General features: G+C 39.9%; 20 protein-coding genes. 2 read left to right on the top strand and 18 right to left on the bottom strand.

What is annotated here, in order from left to right:
• Positions 1-29 precede the first annotated feature (29 nt).
• On the top strand, positions 30-629 hold the full coding sequence (locus F1325_RS03200; RefSeq protein ID WP_109371780.1) for a nitroreductase family protein: 600 nt from the start codon (positions 30-32) through the stop codon (positions 627-629).
• A gap of 144 nt (positions 630-773) precedes the next feature.
• Here the strand turns inward: F1325_RS03200 and F1325_RS03195 are convergent, their stop codons facing one another.
• The 6 genes from F1325_RS03195 to F1325_RS03170 all read right to left on the bottom strand — a co-directional run bounded on the left by F1325_RS03195 (position 774) and on the right by F1325_RS03170 (position 7,383).
• Positions 774-1,100: a type II toxin-antitoxin system RelE/ParE family toxin gene (locus F1325_RS03195; protein ID WP_109371782.1), complete on the bottom strand. Its 327-nt coding sequence runs from the start codon at positions 1,098-1,100 to the stop codon at positions 774-776.
• A complete protein-coding gene (locus F1325_RS03190) occupies positions 1,075-1,305 on the bottom strand; it encodes a ParD-like family protein (protein ID WP_004245167.1) in 231 nt (76 codons plus the stop codon). The genes F1325_RS03195 and F1325_RS03190 overlap by 26 nt, the downstream gene beginning before the upstream one ends.
• A 337-nt stretch (positions 1,306-1,642) precedes the next feature.
• Positions 1,643-3,265: a bifunctional metallophosphatase/5'-nucleotidase gene (locus tag F1325_RS03185; protein ID WP_109371784.1), complete on the bottom strand. Its 1,623-nt coding sequence runs from the start codon at positions 3,263-3,265 to the stop codon at positions 1,643-1,645.
• A 19-nt stretch (positions 3,266-3,284) separates the two neighbouring features.
• Complete coding sequence (locus tag F1325_RS03180) at positions 3,285-4,061, bottom strand: ribonuclease T2 family protein (protein WP_160229981.1); 777 nt, start codon at positions 4,059-4,061, stop codon at positions 3,285-3,287.
• An 86-nt stretch (positions 4,062-4,147) separates the two neighbouring features.
• Complete coding sequence (locus F1325_RS03175) at positions 4,148-6,103, bottom strand: bifunctional 2',3'-cyclic-nucleotide 2'-phosphodiesterase/3'-nucleotidase (RefSeq protein ID WP_109371787.1); 1,956 nt, start codon at positions 6,101-6,103, stop codon at positions 4,148-4,150.
• An 86-nt stretch (positions 6,104-6,189) separates the two neighbouring features.
• On the bottom strand, positions 6,190-7,383 hold the full coding sequence (locus F1325_RS03170) for a porin (RefSeq protein ID WP_244185004.1): 1,194 nt from the start codon (positions 7,381-7,383) through the stop codon (positions 6,190-6,192).
• Between the two features lie 1,332 nt (positions 7,384-8,715).
• Here F1325_RS03170 and rdgC point away from each other — a divergent pair.
• A complete protein-coding gene (gene rdgC / locus F1325_RS03165) occupies positions 8,716-9,624 on the top strand; it encodes a recombination-associated protein RdgC (RefSeq protein WP_109371791.1) in 909 nt (302 codons plus the stop codon).
• A 72-nt stretch (positions 9,625-9,696) separates the two neighbouring features.
• Here the strand turns inward: rdgC and yedF are convergent, their stop codons facing one another.
• The 12 genes from yedF to hybO all read right to left on the bottom strand — a co-directional run bounded on the left by yedF (position 9,697) and on the right by hybO (position 21,046).
• The gene (yedF, locus tag F1325_RS03160; RefSeq protein WP_006535172.1) at positions 9,697-9,939 is read right to left on the bottom strand and encodes a sulfurtransferase-like selenium metabolism protein YedF; all 243 of its coding nucleotides are present in this window, start codon (positions 9,937-9,939) and stop codon (positions 9,697-9,699) included.
• Positions 9,936-11,162, bottom strand: a complete 1,227-nt coding sequence (yedE, locus tag F1325_RS03155; RefSeq protein ID WP_109371793.1) for a selenium metabolism membrane protein YedE/FdhT — start codon at positions 11,160-11,162, stop codon at positions 9,936-9,938. The genes yedF and yedE overlap by 4 nt, the downstream gene beginning before the upstream one ends.
• A gap of 208 nt (positions 11,163-11,370) precedes the next feature.
• Complete coding sequence (gene hypE, locus F1325_RS03150; RefSeq protein WP_109371795.1) at positions 11,371-12,390, bottom strand: hydrogenase expression/formation protein HypE; 1,020 nt, start codon at positions 12,388-12,390, stop codon at positions 11,371-11,373.
• Entirely contained in the window at positions 12,387-13,523 is a 1,137-nt protein-coding gene (gene hypD, locus F1325_RS03145; protein WP_075674243.1) for a hydrogenase formation protein HypD, read from the bottom strand. Before hypD ends, hypE begins: the two co-directional genes overlap by 4 nt.
• Positions 13,510-13,776 (bottom strand): hydrogenase maturation factor HybG, encoded by a 267-nt coding sequence (gene hybG / locus F1325_RS03140; RefSeq protein WP_006535180.1) that lies wholly within the window; start codon positions 13,774-13,776, stop codon positions 13,510-13,512. The genes hypD and hybG overlap by 14 nt, the downstream gene beginning before the upstream one ends.
• Positions 13,767-15,002 (bottom strand): hydrogenase nickel incorporation protein HypB, encoded by a 1,236-nt coding sequence (gene hypB / locus F1325_RS03135; protein ID WP_109371797.1) that lies wholly within the window; start codon positions 15,000-15,002, stop codon positions 13,767-13,769. Before hypB ends, hybG begins: the two co-directional genes overlap by 10 nt.
• A 62-nt stretch (positions 15,003-15,064) precedes the next feature.
• The gene (gene hybE, locus F1325_RS03130) at positions 15,065-15,559 is read right to left on the bottom strand and encodes a hydrogenase-2 assembly chaperone (protein ID WP_160229980.1); all 495 of its coding nucleotides are present in this window, start codon (positions 15,557-15,559) and stop codon (positions 15,065-15,067) included.
• The gene (locus F1325_RS03125; RefSeq protein ID WP_023580916.1) at positions 15,556-16,044 is read right to left on the bottom strand and encodes a HyaD/HybD family hydrogenase maturation endopeptidase; all 489 of its coding nucleotides are present in this window, start codon (positions 16,042-16,044) and stop codon (positions 15,556-15,558) included. Before F1325_RS03125 ends, hybE begins: the two co-directional genes overlap by 4 nt.
• Positions 16,044-17,747, bottom strand: a complete 1,704-nt coding sequence (gene hybC, locus F1325_RS03120; protein WP_109371801.1) for a hydrogenase 2 large subunit — start codon at positions 17,745-17,747, stop codon at positions 16,044-16,046. The genes F1325_RS03125 and hybC overlap by 1 nt, the downstream gene beginning before the upstream one ends.
• Positions 17,744-18,925: a Ni/Fe-hydrogenase cytochrome b subunit gene (gene hybB, locus F1325_RS03115; protein WP_023580918.1), complete on the bottom strand. Its 1,182-nt coding sequence runs from the start codon at positions 18,923-18,925 to the stop codon at positions 17,744-17,746. Before hybB ends, hybC begins: the two co-directional genes overlap by 4 nt.
• Entirely contained in the window at positions 18,912-19,925 is a 1,014-nt protein-coding gene (gene hybA / locus F1325_RS03110) for a hydrogenase 2 operon protein HybA (protein WP_109371803.1), read from the bottom strand. The genes hybB and hybA overlap by 14 nt, the downstream gene beginning before the upstream one ends.
• Positions 19,922-21,046, bottom strand: coding sequence for a hydrogenase 2 small subunit (gene hybO, locus F1325_RS03105; protein WP_109371805.1), 1,125 nt, complete (start codon positions 21,044-21,046; stop codon positions 19,922-19,924). The genes hybA and hybO overlap by 4 nt, the downstream gene beginning before the upstream one ends.
• Positions 21,047-21,525 lie beyond the last annotated feature (479 nt).

The following is a 21,525-nucleotide window of genomic DNA, read 5'->3' as shown; positions in this document are numbered from 1 at the left end:
AAGCGCTTAAATTTATCAAGGAGACAATCATGTCTAACGCATTTACTGATTTAATGAAAAAACGTAGAACAATTTATCATTTAGGTAATCAACTTCCAATTAGCGAAGACAGAGTCACTGAAGTTATCAAAGAAGCGGTTAAAGAGAGCCCAACTGCATTTAACTCACAAACATCTCGTGTTGTTGTTCTGTTTGGTGAACAACATCAAAAACTGTGGGATATCGTTAAAAATACCCTGAAAAAATTAGTGCCAGCAGAAGCATTTAGTGCAACTGAAGCGAAAATTAATAGCTTTGCAGCAGGCGCAGGTTCAATTCTTTATTTTGAAGACACTGATATCGTAAAAGGTCTTCAAGAACAATTCCCACTGTATGCGGATAACTTCCCTGTATGGTCAGAACAAGCAAGTGGTATGGCGCAACTCTCTGTTTGGACTGCATTAGCAGCAGAGAACGTAGGTGCTTCATTACAACACTACAACCCAATTATTGATGACGAAGTTCATGCAACTTGGGATCTGCCAAAAACATGGAAACTAAGAGCTCAAATGGTCTTTGGTTCAATTGAACAAGAGGCTGGTGAAAAGAATTATATGGAAGATGATGCACGCTTTAAAATCTTCAAATAAGTGTTAGAACAGACATCTGACAAAAGACCCTAGCAATAAGTAATACCCTCTTTTTTTTACTTTCATTCCTTGCCCACATCCACTGTGGGCTTTTTTTTGCCCATATCCAACATAAAAGAAAGGTGGCATTAGGCCACCTTTCTTTTATGTTGTAATCAGTTTTAGATCAGTCTTTCGCTGTTTCTTCTGAGCATTATAGAAATTCTCATGAGAACCTATATGCAATAAATACAGTTCAACTTTGTTGGCGACCCATGAATAGCCGAGTAGTACAGTCAGCTCATTAAGCCTAAATTTATGTACTCTAAGATGAGTAAGATCACCTTTTTTCTGTTCACCAATCAATGGATTATCAATTATTTGATCAATTTCATCTTCAATAATTTTCACATCTGATTCAGGCAACTTTTTCATTGCCTTTTCAAATCGAGCTGACTGATAAACATCAATCTCTTTTTGTGGTTCGGACATATCGAGAAACCTTTTTGTTTTCGACTTCCGCCTGTGCCAGTAACAATTCTTCGATAAAGCTATATGGCAGATCAGGGTTATCTTCAGCTATACGCCCTATTTTAGCCCAGTGTTCAATTTGTTTAGGAACACTTCTGCTTTTCGCTTCCGCATGAATTTTAGCATCAGACACAAAGTCTTCATCTAATCTTACGGAAATAGCCATGATTTACACTCCTAATACCTATCGGGTGTTACAACTTTATAGAATTAAAACGCTATAAATTTTTATGTTAATAACTCACGACAAAAAATGAAATCTTTTGTCGCTAAACGCAACAATACACCACAGATGATATGTTGTAAAGATTCCAACTTTGTTGCTTATGCCTTCATGCTCACTAAAAAAATACTTATTCTCCAATAAAAAACATAAAAAAGAGCAAAGTGCGTAATGAATACAAAGGTAGGGATGGACCCTTTGTGTTCAACACTTTGCTCTCTTTATTTATTTACGCACCTCCCGTAAGAGGTGCGATTTTCACAAGGCGTATGAAAATACGTTATTTACGTGTGATGTTATTCGCTTTTGGTTGAGCAATTGGAGACTGCTCAGCAAAGTATTTCACGACTGCATCAACATCTGGCACGCTGTAAACTGGATCTTTACCTTCTTTCAGTACAGAGAAGTTACTACCACCTGTTGCTAAGTATTCGTTAGCAACAACACGGTAGTTCGCTTTCATATCTACTGGTTTACCATCAATTTTCATTGATTCAACGATAACACGGTTACCATTAGATGCTTTGCTATCCCATGTGTACTGGAAGTTACCTGAAATCGCTAACACTTGTGGACGTGAACGATCCCATTGTTGTTCTAACAGGCGTTTGATTTGCTCACCTGTTAATGTTTGAGTTAACAGTACGTTAGAGAATGGCTGTACTGTGTAGATTGCGTTATAAGAAACGTCGCCACCTGTCATATCAGCACGAATACCACCGCTGTTCATAAATGCGATTTGTGCGCCACCCATATCTTTTGGTTTTGCAGTGTATAAATGCGCATCAGCAATCACTTGACCCAGTGCAGACTCACCCGCGTCGTTAGTTTGCTTCGTTAAATTACCTTCTAACTTACCAATGATACGGTTAGCTAATGGGGTTGCGATTTTTTCGTAAGCTTCTAACAGTTTGGTAACGGCTGGATCTTTTTCATATTTGCGGTTATCAACCCAAATATTACGTGCTTCAACATCAACAACGTCTTTTGTTGTTTTGTCTAGTTTCAGATCGATACGCGTTAACATTGCACCATTTGATTGCGCAGATGTCACTGATTTACCGTTGATAGTACAGTTATAAGCTTGGTGAGTATGACCGGTCACAACGAAGTCAATCGCAGGATCTAATTGATCAACAACACCTAATACTTTACCAGTAATACCATTACATGCGTTGATATTCACAGGACCACCGTCACGACGTTGTGCAGCACCTTCGTGAATTAACACACCAATCGCTTGAACACCTTGCGCCTTTAACTGAGGCACTAATGCGTTGATTGTTTTCGCTTCGTTATGGAAACTTAAACCTTCAGTACCTTTAGGTGTTACGATTGCCGCAGTACCTTCCAGTGTGACACCGATAAATGCAACAGGGATACCATTAAATTCTTTGATAACATATTCAGGCAGTAATGTTTTACCTGTTTCGTTAACAATAACGTTAGCGGCTAAGTATTGGAAATCAGCGCCTTTAAATTCAGTTGGACCTTGGCAACCTGTTACTGGGTGGCAACCACCGTTCTGTTTACGCAGTAACTCGCTCATGCCTTTATCAAATTCGTGGTTACCCACAGACGTTGCTTCTAAGCCAGCTAATGATAACGCTTCAATAGAAGGTTCATCATGGAACATTGAAGATAACAGTGGGCTTGCACCAACCATATCACCCGCTGCAACAACGATGTTGTTCGGGTTATCTTTCTTCATTTCTTTGATTAATGTTGCCATGTGCTCAATGCCACCAGGTTTGTTTGGACCTGGCGCTTTTAGTGCACCGTGGAAGTCGTTCATTGCGATAACACGCACATCAACAACATTAGCTTCGTCGTAGTTCTTTGCACAACCAGCTAATAAGACTGAGCTTACTGCCAGTGCAACGAGTTTATATTTATGGTTCATTTAAAATTTATCCCTAAGATCAAAATTCACGTTTCGGACAATCAATGACTTCGAAATCTTTGCTATAACAGATATAGAATTCATCTCGATTAATTTGAATTTCCTTATCCTTCAATGATGGATTGTGTTCTTTTAAGAACTTAATCAATGCACTGTTTGAAGGACGGCCTTCTGGTAATACTAACGCTTCATACAACTCTTTTTGTTTACCAAAGAATGCATCTGGTGTATCAAACGCACATACACCGTGTTTTTCCCACTCACCTTGTAGTAAGTCGATACCCGGAGAATCACACAGATAAGGTTTGATAGCAGAGTATTCTAAAGATGGTAAATCGCCTTTACATAAACGAGGATGCTTGCGTATGTCTTTCCAATCACGGCACTCTTCCCATGATTTACCATCACAGGTTTCAGCCCACAGCCCATGAACAATCCAACCAAATTTATTATCTGAGAAGCATTGGATTTCAAATTTATCATACTCACGTTTTGCACGATCTTTTTCATTGTCGTTATTTAAACGCTTAATGTTATTACTTTTATAATCACAAAAAGCGGGTGAGTAGTTAATCGCTAACTTAAAGTAATCTGTTGATGCTGTGCTGTTTTGACCATAGCGATCATTAGAAGCAATGTAGTCGTAAGGTGCTGTTGGTGCATCAGGTAAAATACAAGATACGCCTTCAACTAATTTAGCTTGAGGTTTTAATGGTTCTGTAATTTCAGGTGCTTGCGTTGCACATCCTGCTAATACTAAAGCAAAAGCAGCAGGTAATAGCTTCATAAAGCGCATAAAATCCCCTTAAAGAGCAATAAGTTTTACTCTTTTGGTTCAAAAAGGTAAGAGAAGCCTGCCCAGAATGGACAGGCTTTAATGGCTTATTTTTTCTCTGTTAAATCAATTTTGTAAATTGCAAAACCGATTTCATCATTTTCCACAAAGGTCATTGGATATTGAGAGAAATCTTTAATAAATGCAGCCGCTTTTTCACTTGGCGACGTTTCAAAACGTACATCTAACGCTTTGTCAGTCTTAATAGGTAAGAATGACCAGTTGTTAGCAGCTTTAGTTGCAACTTCGCCTTTTTCTTTCGTTTGTTTAGCAATGTAAGAAGCTAAGATTGCACGGTTCTCATCTGGAGATGCGAACGCAATATTTGCTTCACCAGTACCCGCAAACTTACCACCGTATCCACGGTAGTTATTTGTTGCGATCAGGAATGTTGCTTTAGGATCGATTGGCTTGCCTTCATAAGTCACGTCTTTGATACGATTCGCATCTTTATTAACGACTTGGCAATCAACGTCATATTTAGCTGGTTGAGTTAGGTCAACTTTATAGTTCACACCACTAATGGTATCGAAGTTATAAGTACGGAAACCATCCCAGTTGATCAGTTCTTGTGGTTTAGTTGAATTTGGATCAACTTGGTTCCACATACCCGCAGAACATTCTAACCACTCAACAACATCAGCACCGGTCGCTTTAACGACCACTAATGTGTTTGGATACAGGTATAAGTCTGCAGCGTTACGGAATGTTAAGTCACCTTTTTCAACTTCTACGAAGTCTGCTGGTGCGTTTTTACGACCACCCGCTTTAAATGGCGCAGCTGCACCTAATACTGGTAAACCGTCTAAGTTCGGATCACCTTGAATAAAGTGTTTGGTGTAATCAACTTGTGCATCATTAACGATTTGTACAGTTGGATCGCTTTGTACTAATGCTAAGAAACTGTACATATTGGCAGAAGCTTTACCAATGTGTTTACCCACGAAATCACGAGTACCTTGGTGTGCTTTTTCAATGATTTGCGCTAATTCAGCATCACGTTCAACTAATGCTTTTTTGTTCGCTTTATCAAAGATAGGACGTGCTTCACCTGTTGCTTGTGTCATCACCCATTTGCCGCTGTCGTTGTTGATAACCATATCAACGACACCTAAGTGATCACCCCATTGTCCTGGCATAACCGCAGGAACGCCATTTACAGTACCTTTAGCAACATCAACACCTTTAATGCCTTCAAATTCTTTGCTTGGGAATACGCCATGAGCGTGACCAAACATGATTGCATTGATGCCTTCAACTTCGCTTAAATAATAAACAGAGTTTTCAGCCATTGCTTTGTATGGCTCTGAGGCAAAACCAGAGTGAGGAATAGCCACAATCAGGTCAGCACCCTCTTTTTTCATTTGAGGGACGAATTTTTTCGCTGTTTCTGTAATATCGTTTACAACGACCTTACCATCCAGATTGGCTTTATCCCAGATTAAGATCTGTGGTGGAACGAAGCCGATATAACCAATCTTGATAGTGTGTTCTTTACCATCACGATCTTTTACTGGTGTATCAACAATGATATAAGGTGTGAAATAGTTTTTGCCTGTTTTCGCATCCATCACGTTGGCGTTGATGTAAGGGAATTTAGCACCGGCAATGGCTTTTTTCAGGTAATCTAAACCATAGTTAAATTCATGGTTACCAAAGTTACCTACTGTGTAACCCATGGTGTTCATCAGCTGGTGAGCTGGATGAGATTCGCCTTTTTCTAAGCCTTTAGCTGCTTGATAGTCAGCCAGCGGGCTACCTTGGATCAAGTCGCCGTTATCAACTAAAATCGCATTGGTTGCTTCAGCTTTTGCTGCTTTGATTAAATTAGCAGTACGGACATAACCAAACTGTTCTGTTGGTTTGTCTTTGAAGTAGTCAAAGTCGATTAAGTTACTGTGAACATCAGACGTCTCCATAATACGAAGATCGACTGTCGCAGCATTCACGTTGAATGCGACAAACATTGCTAATGTTGAAATTTTCAACACGTTCTTAACCATTACACACCCCTTATATATTGGTTAACAGGAGAGCGAAATCGCTCTCCTTTGGTTACTTCTATCAAACGGTAATGCTTTTGTCAGGACTAGAAGTACAGACGCATACCAGTTTCGAAGATATATTGCTTTTTATCTTCATATTTCGGGTTTTCGCTACGTGCGTCATCATATGCAACTTCAGCGAATAAACGTAAGTTGTTGTATTTAGATACCGCAAAACGTTTATCTACACCCATAGTATAGGTTTCTTTTTTGTAGTTGAATGTGTTGGCATCACCATCACGCAGGTAGTAACCCGCATACATACCACTTTCGATACGATCCCAGTGCCATTTCACACCAACACCATACAAGTCAGCTTTCCAATCGCCTTTCACTGAGTTCCAGCCACGCGGAGCTTGGTTTGAATACAGTGCTAAGCCTGGATTTTTACCACGAGATTGACCATAGTCTAAACCGATAGAAAATTCACGACCTGGGAAGAAGTATTCCGCACCAAACGCTAAGATACTGTTTTCTGGTGTTTTATCTTTATTTGGACCTGAATTATTTGCTTCACCTTTAGCCGCAGAGTAACCCGCATCAAACTCTAAACCGAAAGTTGATTTATAGAAACCAACTAATGAGTAAGCACGAGTAATATCACCCGCTACACGGCGACCATCATCACCAGTTTTACCTGTTACAGTACCTGCTAATTTAAAGCCTTCATAACGGTTAGTTTCTAAGAAAATAGTTTGTGGTAAACGGGTCATAAAGTTGTTTTTACCAACACCATTATAGTTTACATATTTACCATTAACGCTAGTTTCACCACCAGAGTAACCTACTGAACGACCTAATACATCGCTAAAGTAAAATACACCTGTGTTACCGTAGCCGTAGCTTGATTTTTTCACCCAGTCAATTGGAATATAAGTACGACCAAATTGGATTTGACCATAATCACGGTGAGAAAAGCCGACATAACCCACACGGTTGTACATTTCAAAGTTTGATTTAGGGTTTTCGCTATTCGTTCTTTGAGTGTCTGAACCCCACTCTAATTTACCAAAGACTTTGATATCGTTAGTCAGTTCGTGTGAACCGAAGAAACCGATACGGCTACCATCATCCGTCATTTTCATTTCGTGATTTTGGCTGGTCACTTGTGTTTTTAAACGGAACTGACCATTTACATCGAAACGTGTACCTTTATCGTTATACACGTTTACCGCGTTTGCCGATCCAGAAAGAACCAACAAACCAACCAGTGCTGCTAGAGGCTTCAAGCTTTTCATGATTAAAATACCCATCTATCTATTTTCTATAGTTTTATGACTTTCTTTAAGGTCAAAAATAATACCGCCGTATATAGTTGACCTGAGATTCAGGCAAAAGATCCCTGCCACGAATTTCGAAAAAGAAAATCGCTCTCACAATTGATAATTTTTATAGCTACTAATTATGACTCTACAAAATTTTCTTAAAGGCTTTAATTTCCTTGACACAGACGTAATCACCAATAAGACACAAAAATAATATCCTCATTATATTTAAATAAAGGCATTACTTTTATTTCTGTCAGGAAAAGAAATAGGTTGTTGAGTTTTCGATGGCATGTTACTCAAAAAAAAGCCCAACTTTCGTGATACAGCCCACAATTACACCAATGTGTATTTTCATGGTTACATACTCAAGTGATAGGTATCACAATTAAAGGTAAAGATACGTGTTTTTTGAACTTAATCAACTTTTTAAAAATAGCACTTTTAGATTTTTCTTTTATATTTCATTTCTTTATAAGACTCTTTTTTTTGCTAATAAAAAATTTATCCCCCTATTTAATATATTTAAAAGGAAGTATTAATTTTAACCACTAAATAAATAACACTAAAGATTTAAATATTGTTATTCCTAATTAATAATTTTTTATCTTTATATTTATTTCTTATTTAAATAAAGGCAAAGTCGAATTTAAATACAATTTAACTAGTGGTAACGAGTAACATCCCATCATAAAAAGAATAATTATCTATAAATATTCAAAAGAGAAGCACAAGAATGCTATTCAATTACAATATCTAATCAATACGTACAAGCAACAACAAAACCCAATGAAACATTATAAAATCTAAACTATAACACTGGTTAATATAAAAAGCCCAATCGTGCTCTTTTAACGATATTTGAAAAAAAAATATCAATATTTGTGATCTTAATCACTTTGCTTATTGTGAAAAACCACCTCCTACATTTTCCTTATTTTGTGATAATTATCACACAAGAGCGTCAAGAATATTTTTGTTTTGTAAATTAATGCAGAGATAAATCTGAAAGTGATTTCAGTTTGTAAACAAAAAAGAGTATAAAAATAAAATCTTGTGATTATTATCACATAATGGTTTGTACTAAAAATCATGCTATTTCATTATCAATATTCTTAATCGATCTAATTCAGATAAGAATAAAACTCATTATCATAGAGTAGATTTACTAATTATTCGTTTCAGCTTTTTTTATCTTTTTATTAAATAGCACGGTATAGATTTTCTTTTAAGGGATATTACCTTTTAGATACCCTAAACATTCAGTATCATATTGTGGTAAATAATGATTAAGGGGAATGTCAGATGCTGTGGTTTAAAAATATTTTAGTCTATCGCTTAAATAAAGAGATAGCACTGTCAATGGATGAGTTAGAACAACAGCTTGCCTCATTGGCATTCACACCTTGTAGTAGCCAAGATATGACTCGGACAGGTTGGGTTTCGCCGATGGGTGATCGCGGTGAAGCGCTTATCCATGTTGCTGGCAAACAAGTCATGATGTGTGCACGGAAAGAAGACAAAATTTTACCTGCGACAGTTATTAAACAAGCACTGCAAGACAAAGTTGAAAAACTTGAAGGTGAGCAAGGACGTAAACTGAAAAAAACAGAGAAAGCCACCTTAAAAGATGAAGTGGTGCACACTCTGCTTCCTCGTGCTTTTAGTAAATTCTCACAAACATTTATTTGGCTCGATTTAGAAAAACAACTCGTTATTGTTGATTCGGGCAGTGCAAAACGCGCTGAAGATAACTTAGCCCTGCTGCGTAAGACCTTAGGTTCATTACCTGTTGTTCCTTTGAACTTTAATGAATCCGTTGAATTAAAAATGACAGAGTGGGTACGCTCTGGAGAACTCCCAGCTGGCTTTACCTTGATGGATGAAGCCGAGCTAAAAGCGGTCTTAGATGAAGGTGGCGTTATTCGTTGTAAGAAACAGGAATTAGTCTCTGATGAAATTGCGACGCATATTGAAGCAGGTAAATTTGTCACCAAACTCTCTGTAGATTGGGAAGATCGCCTGCAATTTATGCTTTGTGATGATGGTTCTATCAAACGCATTAAATTCAGTGAAACTTTACGTGAGCAAAATGATGACATTGATAAAGCTGATTTTGCCCAACGTTTTGATGCCGACTTTATTTTAATGACCGGTGAACTCAGCGCTTTAATTGAACGAGTCACCGAAGTCCTAGGCGGCGAAGCAGAGTAATAATATTATTCAAGAAAACAGCCTATCATTCTCTATGTATAGGCTGTTTTTTTATTTAATGAAAAATAAAGATTATTTTTGAATTAAATAACGAATAGTTGGGCCATCTTGTTGAATATCTAACACGGTATAACCGTAGTTTTTCGCATCAAGTGGAATATTGTTGATTGATTGCGGGCAATCACTGACCACTTCTAAAATTTCGCCTTTTTTCAGAGATGGCATGGCTTCAAGCGTTGCCACCGCAGGGTAAGGACAAGGTTCGCCAACCATATCTAAACGATAATCGGGAATAATAGTGTCTTTCTGGCTCATGCGATTTCCTTATTAATCTGGGTTGAAATAGAGTGTGCTTGTTGTGTTTTTTTACGGAAGAAGTGTTTCTCCCACCAAAGCAACAACACAAATGACAGACCCAACATCAGATATGTCACGCCTAATCCACCTACTGGCCCAAAAGTATCAAGTAAATTAATTTTGTCATAATCAGTCGCTAAGATGGCTGAAAAATCATCCCAATAATAAGCGAGTAACGTCGAACCAATCACATTGCCTAATCCAACCCACCAAAAGTGAATTTGACCTTCAACAGCGCGATACATCCAGCCAGTTTCACACCCACCAGCAAGCACAATACCGAAACCGAAGAGTAAACCGCCAATTACCGCATTAGGTCCCGCCCACATAATTTTAGGTGCTGCACCTAATTGGACATAGCTAAAGATCCCAATGGCACTCACCGCCATACCGATGATAATCGCTTTTGCCATATGGGTTCTGCCTGTTATCCATAAGTCACGGAAAGCAGAAGTAAAACAGATTTGTGCACGTTCAATTAAAATACCAAAACCAATACCGCCTAGCATGGCGAAACCCAGTTTTGGTGAATCAAAGAGAATAATTAAAGACCACGCAATCATGGCAAAAAAGATAACCATTCCCAATCTAAAGCGACGTTTCGCACGTTGTTTATCTTGAGTGATAGGTGACGCTTGGCTGACTTTTTGCAGTTTTACTGGAATACGGAACAGTGGCATCAATGACAGCTTGGCACCGAAGTAGGAACCGACTGCCGTTGCAACCGCAAAGAACCAAGCATGTAAAGAGAACTGAGGAATACCCGTAAAGAAGGCAGCAAGGTTACAACCCATTGCTAAACGAGCACCAAAACCTGCGATGATCCCACCTAGAACAGCTTGAAGAATACGAATTTTATGTTGAGGATGACGAAGTTTGACGTTATTGGCCCAAAGAGCCGCCATAATGCAACCTCCAAACATCCCGATAATCATCACGCCATCAATACGCGTTAATGGCGTACCTTCAAGACCGATGATTTTAAAATAACCCCATTCTTCAGGATGAGCACCGAACCATTGCATAACGTGACCACCCCAGCGAGTAAACTCACCAGTGACAGCCCAGAAAGTGCCGGTTAAACCAAAGTAATAAGTTGATAAGATACCTGCCGCGATAACTGCTGGAAGAGGCTTCCAAAAACGGATCAGGTATTGAGATTTAAATTCTGACCAAGACATGTTTTTTCCTAGAGCTAACCTCTACGAGAGACACTCTCCACGCAGTAGGATGAGGCGAACATGTTACTCCGATAATTTTTTTATCAAAGAGTCAGTATTCAGATAAATGAGAGAAATTTGCGTTATAACAATTTTTTGTAACAAGTGGGTAACTTATCCCACTTATAAATTCAGTGAACATTTCAATTTATAAGTGGGGAATAAGTGTTTAGCAGATACGAGGTAAAGGCTCGTTATAAGGTAGGTCGAGAATACGACTAGTACCGAAAATACCTGTTAAACGAATATAATTATCCGTTGTGACTTCGCCAATCGTGCAAGCGTCTTTGCCTAAAGCATGTTGATGCAGTGCTTCAAGTACTTGAGCTTCCGCTTCTGGTGAAACTACTAAAACAATTTTTCCTTCGTTAGCGAAATTAAGCGCTTCAAGTCCCAATAATTCGCATACACCACGAACAGATTGTTTCATAGGTAATTTGCTTTCATGCACGTTCATGCCACAACCGCTGGCTTGAGCAAACTCATGCAAAATCGCCGTCACACCACCTCGAGTTGCATCACGTAGTGCTTTAATTCCTTCGATTTGGCGTAAAGGGGCAATCATTGGCTCAAGAACCGCGCAGTCACTTTGCAGATCCGCTTCAAGCCCTAAATTTTCACGCAGATTCAGGATTGTTGCACCATGATCGCCAATCGTGCCACTCACTAAGATCTTATCGCCTGCTTTAATGTTTGATGCAGCCCAATGAATTTTAGTTGGGATCACACCAATACCCGCAGTGTTAATAAAAATCTTATCCGCAGCACCACGAGGAACCACTTTCGTATCACCCGTAACAATTTGAATGCCCGCTTGTTGCGCGGCTTTTGCCATTGCCATCACAAGGGTTTCTAGGGTTTCAAAAGGAAGCCCTTCTTCCAAAATAAAACCACATGAAAGATAACGAGGAACCGCACCACCAACAGAAAGATCGTTAGCCGTCCCGCAGACCGATAATTTACCAATGTTTCCACCAGGGAAAATAATGGGATCGATGACATAGCTATCTGTACTAAAAGCAAGACGATCGCCCAGTGTGGTTAACTCATTTAAGGCGATCCGCGCTTGATCTTCTTTTTCATTTAATAATGGATTATCGAACGCTTTTAAAAATAGTCCTTCGATAAGTTGCTGCATACCTTGCCCGCCGTTTCCTTGGGCTAAGGTGATTTCATCAGGTTGTTTCATATATTACCTTCACGGCGATACTGATAATAAGCCGCACATGCACCTTCAGATGATACCATCAAGGCACCCAATGCCGTTTCTGGTGTACAACTTTTACCAAAGAGTGGGCAATCGGAAGGTTTGCATCGTCCTGTTAATACATCACCACAGCGAGATTGCGGATTATCAGCCACTTTCTGCGGGGCGGGAGTAAAACGTAATTCAGCATCAAACTCAGAATAAGCAGGTGTTAATTGAATACCTGACATTGGGATTTCACCCAGTCCACGCCATTCACTGGTTTCTTTTAACATAAACACTTCGCTAAGTGCTTTTTGAGCCAACTTATTACCTTCATTCGGTACAATGCGACTATATTGGTTTTCAATACTTAAAACATAATCTGTATTTTCTGCTTTTGCTTTAAGTTGTTTAATGACCATCAGTATAGCTTGTAATAAGTCTAATGGTTCAAATCCTGTCACCACAAAAGGCTTTTCAAATTCGTCACATAGCGGTTGATATGGCGTACAGCCAATCACCATACTCACATGCCCTGGAGCAATAAAGCCGTCAATGCGAACATCATCTTGTTCTAGTAAACAACGTAAAGTCGGCACGATAGTAATATGCTGGCAAAACAGAGAGAAATTTTTGAGTCCGCGCAATTTCGCTTGTTGTAGCGTCATTGCAGTACTTGGCATCGTAGTTTCAAAACCTAAACCAAAAAAGACGACTTGTTTATCTGGATTATCTTGTGCAATTTTGAGGGAATCGAGCGGTGAGTAGACAATACGAATATCACTGCCACGACGACGTGCATCAAGCATTGAGCCATTACGTCCCGGTACTCGCATTGCATCACCAAAAGTACAGAAAATGACATCAGGACGGGCTGCAATTTCTAAACAGGCGTCAATTCGCCCCATCGGTAATACACAAACAGGACAACCCGGTCCATGAACAAATTCAATTTCTTCTGGTAATAAGCGATCTAGACCAAATTTAAAAATGGCATGTGTATGCCCACCACACACTTCCATAATTTGTAATGGACGTTTAATAGGATGAGGCCATTGTGAAATAGTTTCACGGATTTGGGCTAGTAAGGCTTTCGCAAGTTCGGGATCACGAAATTCATCAACGTACTGCATCATCAGCCTCTTCGAGGGTCACACCATAGACATGCTGTAATGCATCAAGGGTATCTTGTGCTTCTTGCTCATCAAGAATACTCATGGCAAATCCCACATGAATAAGTACCCATTTGCCTAATAATTCACTAGGTTCGCCTTCACATACCATCGAAATATTAACAGCACGTTTGACGCCACTGACTTCGGCATAAGCGAGTTGGTGGACGTCTTCGCCCACCTCAACAATCTTAGCTGGAACACCTAAGCACATAAACGACTCTCCAACCAAGCTAACCACTCTTCCATGCCTTCACCCGTTGTTGCTGATAACGCAATGATTTCGATATTTGGGTTAACACGGCGAGCGGATTCAATACAGGCTTGAACATCAATATTCAGATGTGGCACTAAATCAATTTTGTTGATAATCATTAAATCAGCCGCAGCAAACATATGCGGGTATTTCAGTGGCTTATCTTCACCTTCAGTGACAGAAAGAATCGCAACTTTATGCTTTTCACCCAGATCAAAACTGGCAGGACAAACTAAGTTACCCACGTTTTCAATAAAGAGAACGCTGTTATCATGTAAGCCTAATTGGTGTGTCGCATCATGCACCATTTGTGCATCAAGGTGGCAACCTTTACCTGTATTCACTTGGATCGCTGGCACACCAGTTTCACGGATACGATCCGCATCATTAGTGGTTTGCTGATCGCCTTCGATCACCGCACAAGGCACACGTTGCGCTAACTGTTTTAAGGTTTGTGTTAATAGCGTTGTTTTACCGGAGCCTGGGCTTGAGACTAAGTTTAATGCCAACACATTTTGTTGTTCAAAATGTTCACGGTTATGAACAGCAATACGGTTATTTTTATCCAGCACATCCATTTCAATTTTCAGCATACGCTTTTGGCTAATACCGGGAGCATGTGTTCCCGCTTCACCTTGGCCATAATGCATATTCTGATTTTCAATCACAGGGCTAAATTGCTCTTCGTGCTCATGTTCGTGATCGTGGTCATGATCGTGGCTGTGAGAATGATGATGTGAATGCTCATGGTTATGATCATGAGAATGATCGTGACTGTGAGCATGGTCATGATTGTGTGAATGATCATGCTCATGATGATCGTCATGTCCATGATGATGTTCATGGAAAACAGGCGCTTCGTTTAGCTGTGCATCGTTATGAAAATGGAGATGAACATCACCACTGTTATGGTAATAGTGGTGATGAACGATGATAGGCTGACCATGTGTTTCGTAGTTATGTTTATGCTTTTGTTCAGACTTATCAATATATTTATGAACAGTATTCGCTGGAGTAGCATTGTGTTCATGATGATGATCATGCCCATGATGGCCGTGATCATGATGATGACCGTGGTCGTGATGATCATGGTCATGAGAGTGATGATGGTGGTGCTCATGTGAATGAGGCTCTACGCCTTCAATTCTGACATTGCCTTCGCCACAACCGCAAGTGCTACACATATTCTGACTCCTGTACTATTCAATAAGAAGAATGTGACTCTGTGTCGCGTAAAATTTCTACACTATGATCTTAACTGACCACGGAAGAGAGAACGACGACTTAAATCAACTTCTGCTACGGATTGTGTCTGAACAGGAAGAGAAAGTGCCATTTTTACACTATTTTCCACCAACTCAACAGCATGTTCCCCTGAAAGGTGTCTATCAAGTGGCGACATTAATGAACACGCGAGATATTGCATATCACCAGCAAGCTCACCCACAACGAATTTAATCTGACCACAAGGTAATTCTAACCCAATGCGATCACCTACGTTTCGATGTGGCCATTCTTGTGAAGGCCCCGGGAAAACGACAAGCTCTAGCATCCAAGGAGTAAGGACAGCCCCAATCCACTGGTTTTCAAATAAGGTAAAGCCCCCTGCTTTTACAGGAATACCTTCTCGATAAAAAGGAAGCCCTTTCATCTCTTTTTCAGCAATTTCACTAAAACGCGCTTCAAGTTGCTCAACAGGTGGTTCATCGTATCCTACGATATCCCAGCTCATTTCACTCATGCTGTTACCTCTTTGGGTGTGACAGGAATGCCGTATTCACGCAAAATATTGACGACATGTTCCAACGCAATTTCCATTGATTTTTGACCAATGTCAGACAGTGACATGCTTGGCTCTAATGACGCAGGTTCAATGCCCACTAAAATAAGCTTGCGTGGAAATTCATCTGTCATACGCAATGCCATAAGCACATCAGATAAGCCTAATTGATGAGGCGAGATCTTCTGCGTAAAAAGTGCGGGAACATCATCATCATGTAACACAAAAATACTGCCAGGTTCATGATTACTTCTTACCGCATCGGCAACAATCAGGAGATCTCTTGCAGCGATATCTTGCAAAATTTCCATACCTGATGTGCCACCATCAATAACATCGACGTTCTCTGGTAAAGAGAAGCGCTCTTCGAGCGCTTCTACTATACGAACACCAATGCCTTCATCGCTTAGTAATAAATTACCAATACCTAAGACGAGAGTTCGCATTATAATACCTTCACCTTACTTAGTTCTTTACCTGTTAAATCAACCATATGCACAGCACACGCCATACATGGGTCAAAGGAGTGGATCGTTCTTACCACTTCTAATGGTTTTTTCGGATCAGCAACAGGTGTACCAACAAGTGATAACTCATAAGGACCCGGTTCATCATTAAAGTTACGAGGACCCGCATTCCATGTTGATGGAACAACCGCCTGATAGTTAGTGATTTTACCGTCTTTAAACACGATCCAGTGAGATAACATACCGCGAGAGGCTTCTTCAAAACCCACACCTCGGTACTCTTTACCTGGTTCAAACTCTGGTTTAATAAAGGCAGCTGTATCGCCACGACCAATATTATCAACCAGTGATTGCCACAAGAAGTTTAGAGAATCTTGTAACACACACGCATGAACAGTACGTCCAATAATGCGTCCCCAAGTTGACTCTAACTGCTCATTAACCAGCGTTTCACCCGTTAATTTAGTGTATATCTCATTGATTTCGTTATAGTGTTTAACAGTTCCTTCATGCTTACCTGCTAAACCACATACTAACCATGCTAACGTACCCACTTCGACAGGTTTGCCATAGAATGTAGGTGATTTAACCCATGAGTATTTTTCGTTCTCATCCCAACCTGTATATTTAGGACGAGTCAAACCTTCCCACGGTTTTAATGGTTCATCATCTTCATACCATGCGTGTTTACCACTTTCTTCGATACCGTCTTTCAGGTTTTCATCTTTCCAGTCTTTAATTGGACGATACGTTGAGAAATCAACGCCTTCCATATAACCACCAGACAATAAAAACTCAGTGTTATTACCGTTAATAGGTAATTCAGGTACAGATAAATAGTAGTTCGCACCTTTACCAATTTTTAGCCACTCTGGGTAATAAGCAGCAAAAATCGCAGTATCGACTTTATAAACTTGTTCAATAAAATCGCCAAGATTATCGATAAAGTGCTTCACATACATTAGACGTTCTAAGTTAAGAACACTTGGTGCATCAAGGTTAATTGGGTTAGCAACACCCCCTACTGCCAAGTTTTGAATGTGTGGTGTTTTACCACCAAGAACCGCAACGATACGGTTAGCATCACGCTGACATTCAAGTGCTTGCAGATAGTGAGCAACAGCAATCAGGTTAACTTCTGGTGGTAATTTCATGGCTGAATGACCCCAGTAGCCATTAGCGAAAATACCTAACTGACCGCTGTCAACCAGACCTTGAATTTTCTTCTGAACCTTTCTGAATTCTTCAGCAGAGTTCAATTGCCACTGAGAAACGCCTTTTAGCATCGCTGACGCTTTTTCAGGATCGGCTTGTAATGCTGAAGTAATATCAACCCAGTCCATCGCAGAAAGCTGATAGAAGTGGACGATATGGTCATGAAGAATATGCGAAGCCAAAATAATGTTACGGATATACTGCGCATTGACAGGAATATCCATACCTAAGGCATCTTCAACAGCACGTACTGAGGCAATGGCGTGAACTGTCGTACAAACCCCACAAATACGTTGCACGATAATCCATGCATCACGAGGATCGCTTCCTTTTAGGATCTCCTCCATTCCGCGCCACATGGTACCGGAAGACCAAGCCTTAACAACTTTTCCGTTATCAATTTCACAATCGACGCGTAAATGCCCTTCAATACGGGTAATAGGATCAATAGTAATGCGTTGGCTCATGATTTAACCTCAGCCTTTTTTAATTGTATATTTGAGTCTGTTTGTGCAGGTAAGACCGGCAGTAAACGGATAATAAGAATGTAAGCTGTTACTTCAAATGCAACGAAACCAATAGAAATCAGCAATTCACTTGCTGTTGGGAAATAGTGGTAACCATTGCCTGGATTGTAAGCAACTAAAGAGTAGTTCATACGCCACATTGCTGCGCCAATTAAGATAAATACAGCGCAGACAAACAACATTTTTGGACTACGGCGGTTATTATTTAAATGCATCAAAATAAGAGGAAGTAACAATAATGCACTTTCAGCAATGAATAACCACGAGAACATATCCCCATTTCCGATATAACTCAGTTTACCGTTCCAAATAATTTCGCCCCAGCGACATACCAAGAAAGCAATCAGTAACACTTCAATCACTTTGGTTAACTTGGTAAATAGCGGTGTTTCATCATCGTTCATGGTGCGGCTTGCTTTTAACAGCGAACCTTCAAAAATAACGATAGTGAAACCAAGGAGAAAGGCTGTTAACAGAGAAAATAGCGGTAACATCTCATAAGATTGCCACAGTGGATGTACTTTCCAACCCGCTGAAATCATTAATGATCCCATTGAAGATTGGTGCATGGTTGGCAGTAAAGCACCAAGACCAATAATAAAGAACATCGCTTTATTAAGACGTTTCAACGACACTTTCCAACCTAAACGTTCTAATAACGCAGGTAAGAATTCTAATGCCATCACCATAATATAGATGGTCATACAGGTCGCTGTTTCAAACAACACTGAGTTAACGTTGAAGTATTGCGGCATAAAGAAGTGAGGCATGTTCCAATAACGACCGATATCAATGGCGATAGATAAACCACCTAATGAATAGCCGAACAAGCTCGCTAACAATGCAGGTCGCACTAATGGGTGAAATTCCCCTTTATTAAAGACATAAACAGCCCATGCAAGTGCCCAACCACCACATGCAAAGCCTGTCCCTATCAATAAGTCAAAGGCAATCCAAATACCCCAAGGATATCCCCCATTCAGATCAGAGACATCGCCCAGACCCAATACCAAACGCTTACCAATAAGAATAAAACCGAGCACAGCAAGCGGTAAAAATACTCTTACTGCTAGAGTAAATAACTTACCGCCAAGTGGACGAGGATCATGACTCGACATCGTTATCCTCCTTGTGGTGTTCCTGCTCTTGTTTTTTACTATTACGGTTAACCAAATAGGTGATCCCTGCGAGGGCTGCTATTGGTAATACCATGCCTTTGTAAAGCGTATGTTGAATATGTTCAGAACGCGCACCCGTTGATAATGGTGCCACTTCTGGCATTCCTAAATTTTCGAAAGGAACAGCAGAAAGTACCATGACTTGCGTACCACCACCTTCAAACTCACCATAGATATGATCTTGATATTCAGGAATTTTATGTAAATAAGTATCGCCACCACTAATGGTTTGACGTGGGTAATGATACTCTTCACCCGCTTTTTTCGCTAAACGACGTTTTGCTTCTTCCAACAACTCTTCACGTGTACCGAAAATAACCGCACCAGTAGGACAAACTTCAACACAGCCTGGTAATAAGCCTTTATCTAAGCGCTCAACCCCTTTTTGGTTACAAAGCTCACATTTATAGAGCTTACCAAATGGATCATCATAATCGTATTTTGGAATGTTATAAGGGCATCCCACCATACAATAACGACAACCTGTACAGATATCCGCGTGATAATGGACAATACCGGTTTTTGGATCTTTGGTTAACGCAGAAACAGGACAAACAGAAACGCAGTTTGCATCAACACAATGCATACATTGTTTCTTAATAAAGGCATAACCGTTTTCCAGTTGATCTTTATTTTCACCAGTACCATCACGCCAAATTTGAATAATGTTATTTGTGTAAGGACTTAATTTGTCATTGTTTGACCAAATCGGATCACCATTAGCGTAAGTATCACCACGCTCCATTGGCTCCGGGTGATTAATTTCCTGACATTTTGTGACACATGCTTGACAGCCTACACACAGTGTAGAGTCGTAGAGCATACCGAGAGACCCAGGAATTGGGGGACGGTTCTGCGCCGCAGCATGACTCGCAGTGGGTGCCATTCCCGCAAGGAGAACCCCACCTGATGCCAGCTTAAAGAAATGACGCCTATTCACCGTTTATCCTCCTGTGAGGCTCCTGTGGCATTCTTGTCACGGCCTAATTGACGCACAGCCATCACACTAACACCTGCAACTGCCCCCACGACAGCACCCAGTAAGCCAGCAGCACCATAAGAAACACCACCACCTTCTTTTGCATTAACATCAGGTACTTGTGCTTTTGGTGTTGGCTGATAAACGTTCGCTAATTGGAAAATACCTTTAGTAAAGCCGATACCTTCTTCGTTACAGCCATAGCAGGGGTGACCGATACCGACAGGCCAGATCCCACCACCGACATCGCAGAATTCTAATGTTGGGCAGTTACCATAAGTTTCAGGGCCTTTACAGCCTAAATGGTATAAACACCAGCCTTGACGATGACCTTCATCACCAAATTCTTTAGCAAAACGACCCGCATCAAAATGAGGGCGACGTTCACAGTTTTCGTGAATTAAACGCTCATAAGCAAAAAGCGGTCTGTTTTTGCTATCTAACTTAGGCAATTTGTTGAAAGTAATAATATGTGCAACAGTTGCTAAGAAGTTATGTGGGTTTGGTGGACACCCTGGAATATTGATAACAGTTTTACCCGGTAAAATAGCTTCCAGTGATTTAGCGCCTGTTGGGTTACCCCCAGTAGCAGGTACACCACCCCATGCAGAACATGAACCAATAGCAATAATCGCAGCAGCCCCTTCAGCGGCTTCTTTGATATGCTCAAGAATTGGTTTTCCTGCAACCATACAGTAAACACCGCCATCTTTGTCTGGGATTGAACCGTCGACAACGAGGACGTACTTACCTTTGTATTTCTCCATCGCATTGTGTTTATTTTCTTCAGCCTGTTCACCAAAGGCCGAAGAAAGCACTTCGTGATATTCGAGTGCGATAACATCAAGAACGAGGTTTTCCAGAGTCGGGTGAGTTGCACGTAATAAAGACTCCGTACACCCTGTACACTCCTGAGCGCCAATCCAAATAACGGGTGGACGTTCAGATGATGCCATTGCATCTGACATTTCTGCGGCAGCTTTGCCGCTTAATCCCATGGTAGCTGACAACGCAGCACACAATTTCATAAAATCGCGTCGGTTAATACCATGATGGGAAAAAACATTATTCCCCAAGGCCATATATCTCTCCTGATATGATGATTTTTAATTGGAATAATTTTAAAACACCGCCTTTTTAACACTACGACACAATAATGACTTGATCATTATCAAGCGATAATTCATTAAAAAATAAATTACGCTTTTATGTGAGTAAAAACGTTTCAGCAATATAAGGTTTAATGTCTATTTTTTATATATTTCGTCATTTTAAATTTATTTAAGCTCTATTTAATAATGATAATTTAAATAGAAATAATTCTCATTATCTCAACAAACAAGATAAAGATATTTTTAAAATCTATATTAATCAATTAGATACAAAAAAGACAAAAAACATTCAAATTATAAGACAATATATTTAAAATAATACAAAATTAATAATCCATTATTCCTATATTCCAATAAAAATTATTAAAAATAAGTTTCAATATATTATTTAATTATAATGATGACTCTTGTTTTCATAATATCAACCTTTATATTACATCATAAGTAAT

This window comes from Proteus columbae (assembly GCF_009914335.1).
Lineage (GTDB): Bacteria > Pseudomonadota > Gammaproteobacteria > Enterobacterales > Enterobacteriaceae > Proteus.
Note: the sequence above shows the minus strand (reverse complement) of the source record. Positions and strands in the feature narration are given on the sequence as shown.

Excerpts from the sequence above, each read along its gene's own strand:
- F1325_RS03200 (WP_109371780.1), top strand. The coding sequence starts at position 30 with ATGTCTAACGCATTTACTGATTTAATGAAAAAACGTAGAACAATTTAT.
- F1325_RS03195 (WP_109371782.1), bottom strand. The coding sequence starts at position 1,100 with ATGTCCGAACCACAAAAAGAGATTGATGTTTATCAGTCAGCTCGATTT.
- F1325_RS03190 (WP_004245167.1), bottom strand. The coding sequence starts at position 1,305 with ATGGCTATTTCCGTAAGATTAGATGAAGACTTTGTGTCTGATGCTAAA.
- F1325_RS03185 (WP_109371784.1), bottom strand. The coding sequence starts at position 3,265 with ATGAACCATAAATATAAACTCGTTGCACTGGCAGTAAGCTCAGTCTTA.
- F1325_RS03180 (WP_160229981.1), bottom strand. The coding sequence starts at position 4,061 with ATGCGCTTTATGAAGCTATTACCTGCTGCTTTTGCTTTAGTATTAGCA.
- F1325_RS03175 (WP_109371787.1), bottom strand. The coding sequence starts at position 6,103 with ATGGTTAAGAACGTGTTGAAAATTTCAACATTAGCAATGTTTGTCGCA.
- F1325_RS03170 (WP_244185004.1), bottom strand. The coding sequence starts at position 7,383 with ATGAAAAGCTTGAAGCCTCTAGCAGCACTGGTTGGTTTGTTGGTTCTT.
- rdgC (WP_109371791.1), top strand. The coding sequence starts at position 8,716 with ATGCTGTGGTTTAAAAATATTTTAGTCTATCGCTTAAATAAAGAGATA.
- yedF (WP_006535172.1), bottom strand. The coding sequence starts at position 9,939 with ATGAGCCAGAAAGACACTATTATTCCCGATTATCGTTTAGATATGGTT.
- yedE (WP_109371793.1), bottom strand. The coding sequence starts at position 11,162 with ATGTCTTGGTCAGAATTTAAATCTCAATACCTGATCCGTTTTTGGAAG.
- hypE (WP_109371795.1), bottom strand. The coding sequence starts at position 12,390 with ATGAAACAACCTGATGAAATCACCTTAGCCCAAGGAAACGGCGGGCAA.
- hypD (WP_075674243.1), bottom strand. The coding sequence starts at position 13,523 with ATGCAGTACGTTGATGAATTTCGTGATCCCGAACTTGCGAAAGCCTTA.
- hybG (WP_006535180.1), bottom strand. The coding sequence starts at position 13,776 with ATGTGCTTAGGTGTTCCAGCTAAGATTGTTGAGGTGGGCGAAGACGTC.
- hypB (WP_109371797.1), bottom strand. The coding sequence starts at position 15,002 with ATGTGTAGCACTTGCGGTTGTGGCGAAGGCAATGTCAGAATTGAAGGC.
- hybE (WP_160229980.1), bottom strand. The coding sequence starts at position 15,559 with ATGAGTGAAATGAGCTGGGATATCGTAGGATACGATGAACCACCTGTT.
- F1325_RS03125 (WP_023580916.1), bottom strand. The coding sequence starts at position 16,044 with ATGCGAACTCTCGTCTTAGGTATTGGTAATTTATTACTAAGCGATGAA.
- hybC (WP_109371801.1), bottom strand. The coding sequence starts at position 17,747 with ATGAGCCAACGCATTACTATTGATCCTATTACCCGTATTGAAGGGCAT.
- hybB (WP_023580918.1), bottom strand. The coding sequence starts at position 18,925 with ATGTCGAGTCATGATCCTCGTCCACTTGGCGGTAAGTTATTTACTCTA.
- hybO (WP_109371805.1), bottom strand. The coding sequence starts at position 21,046 with ATGGCCTTGGGGAATAATGTTTTTTCCCATCATGGTATTAACCGACGC.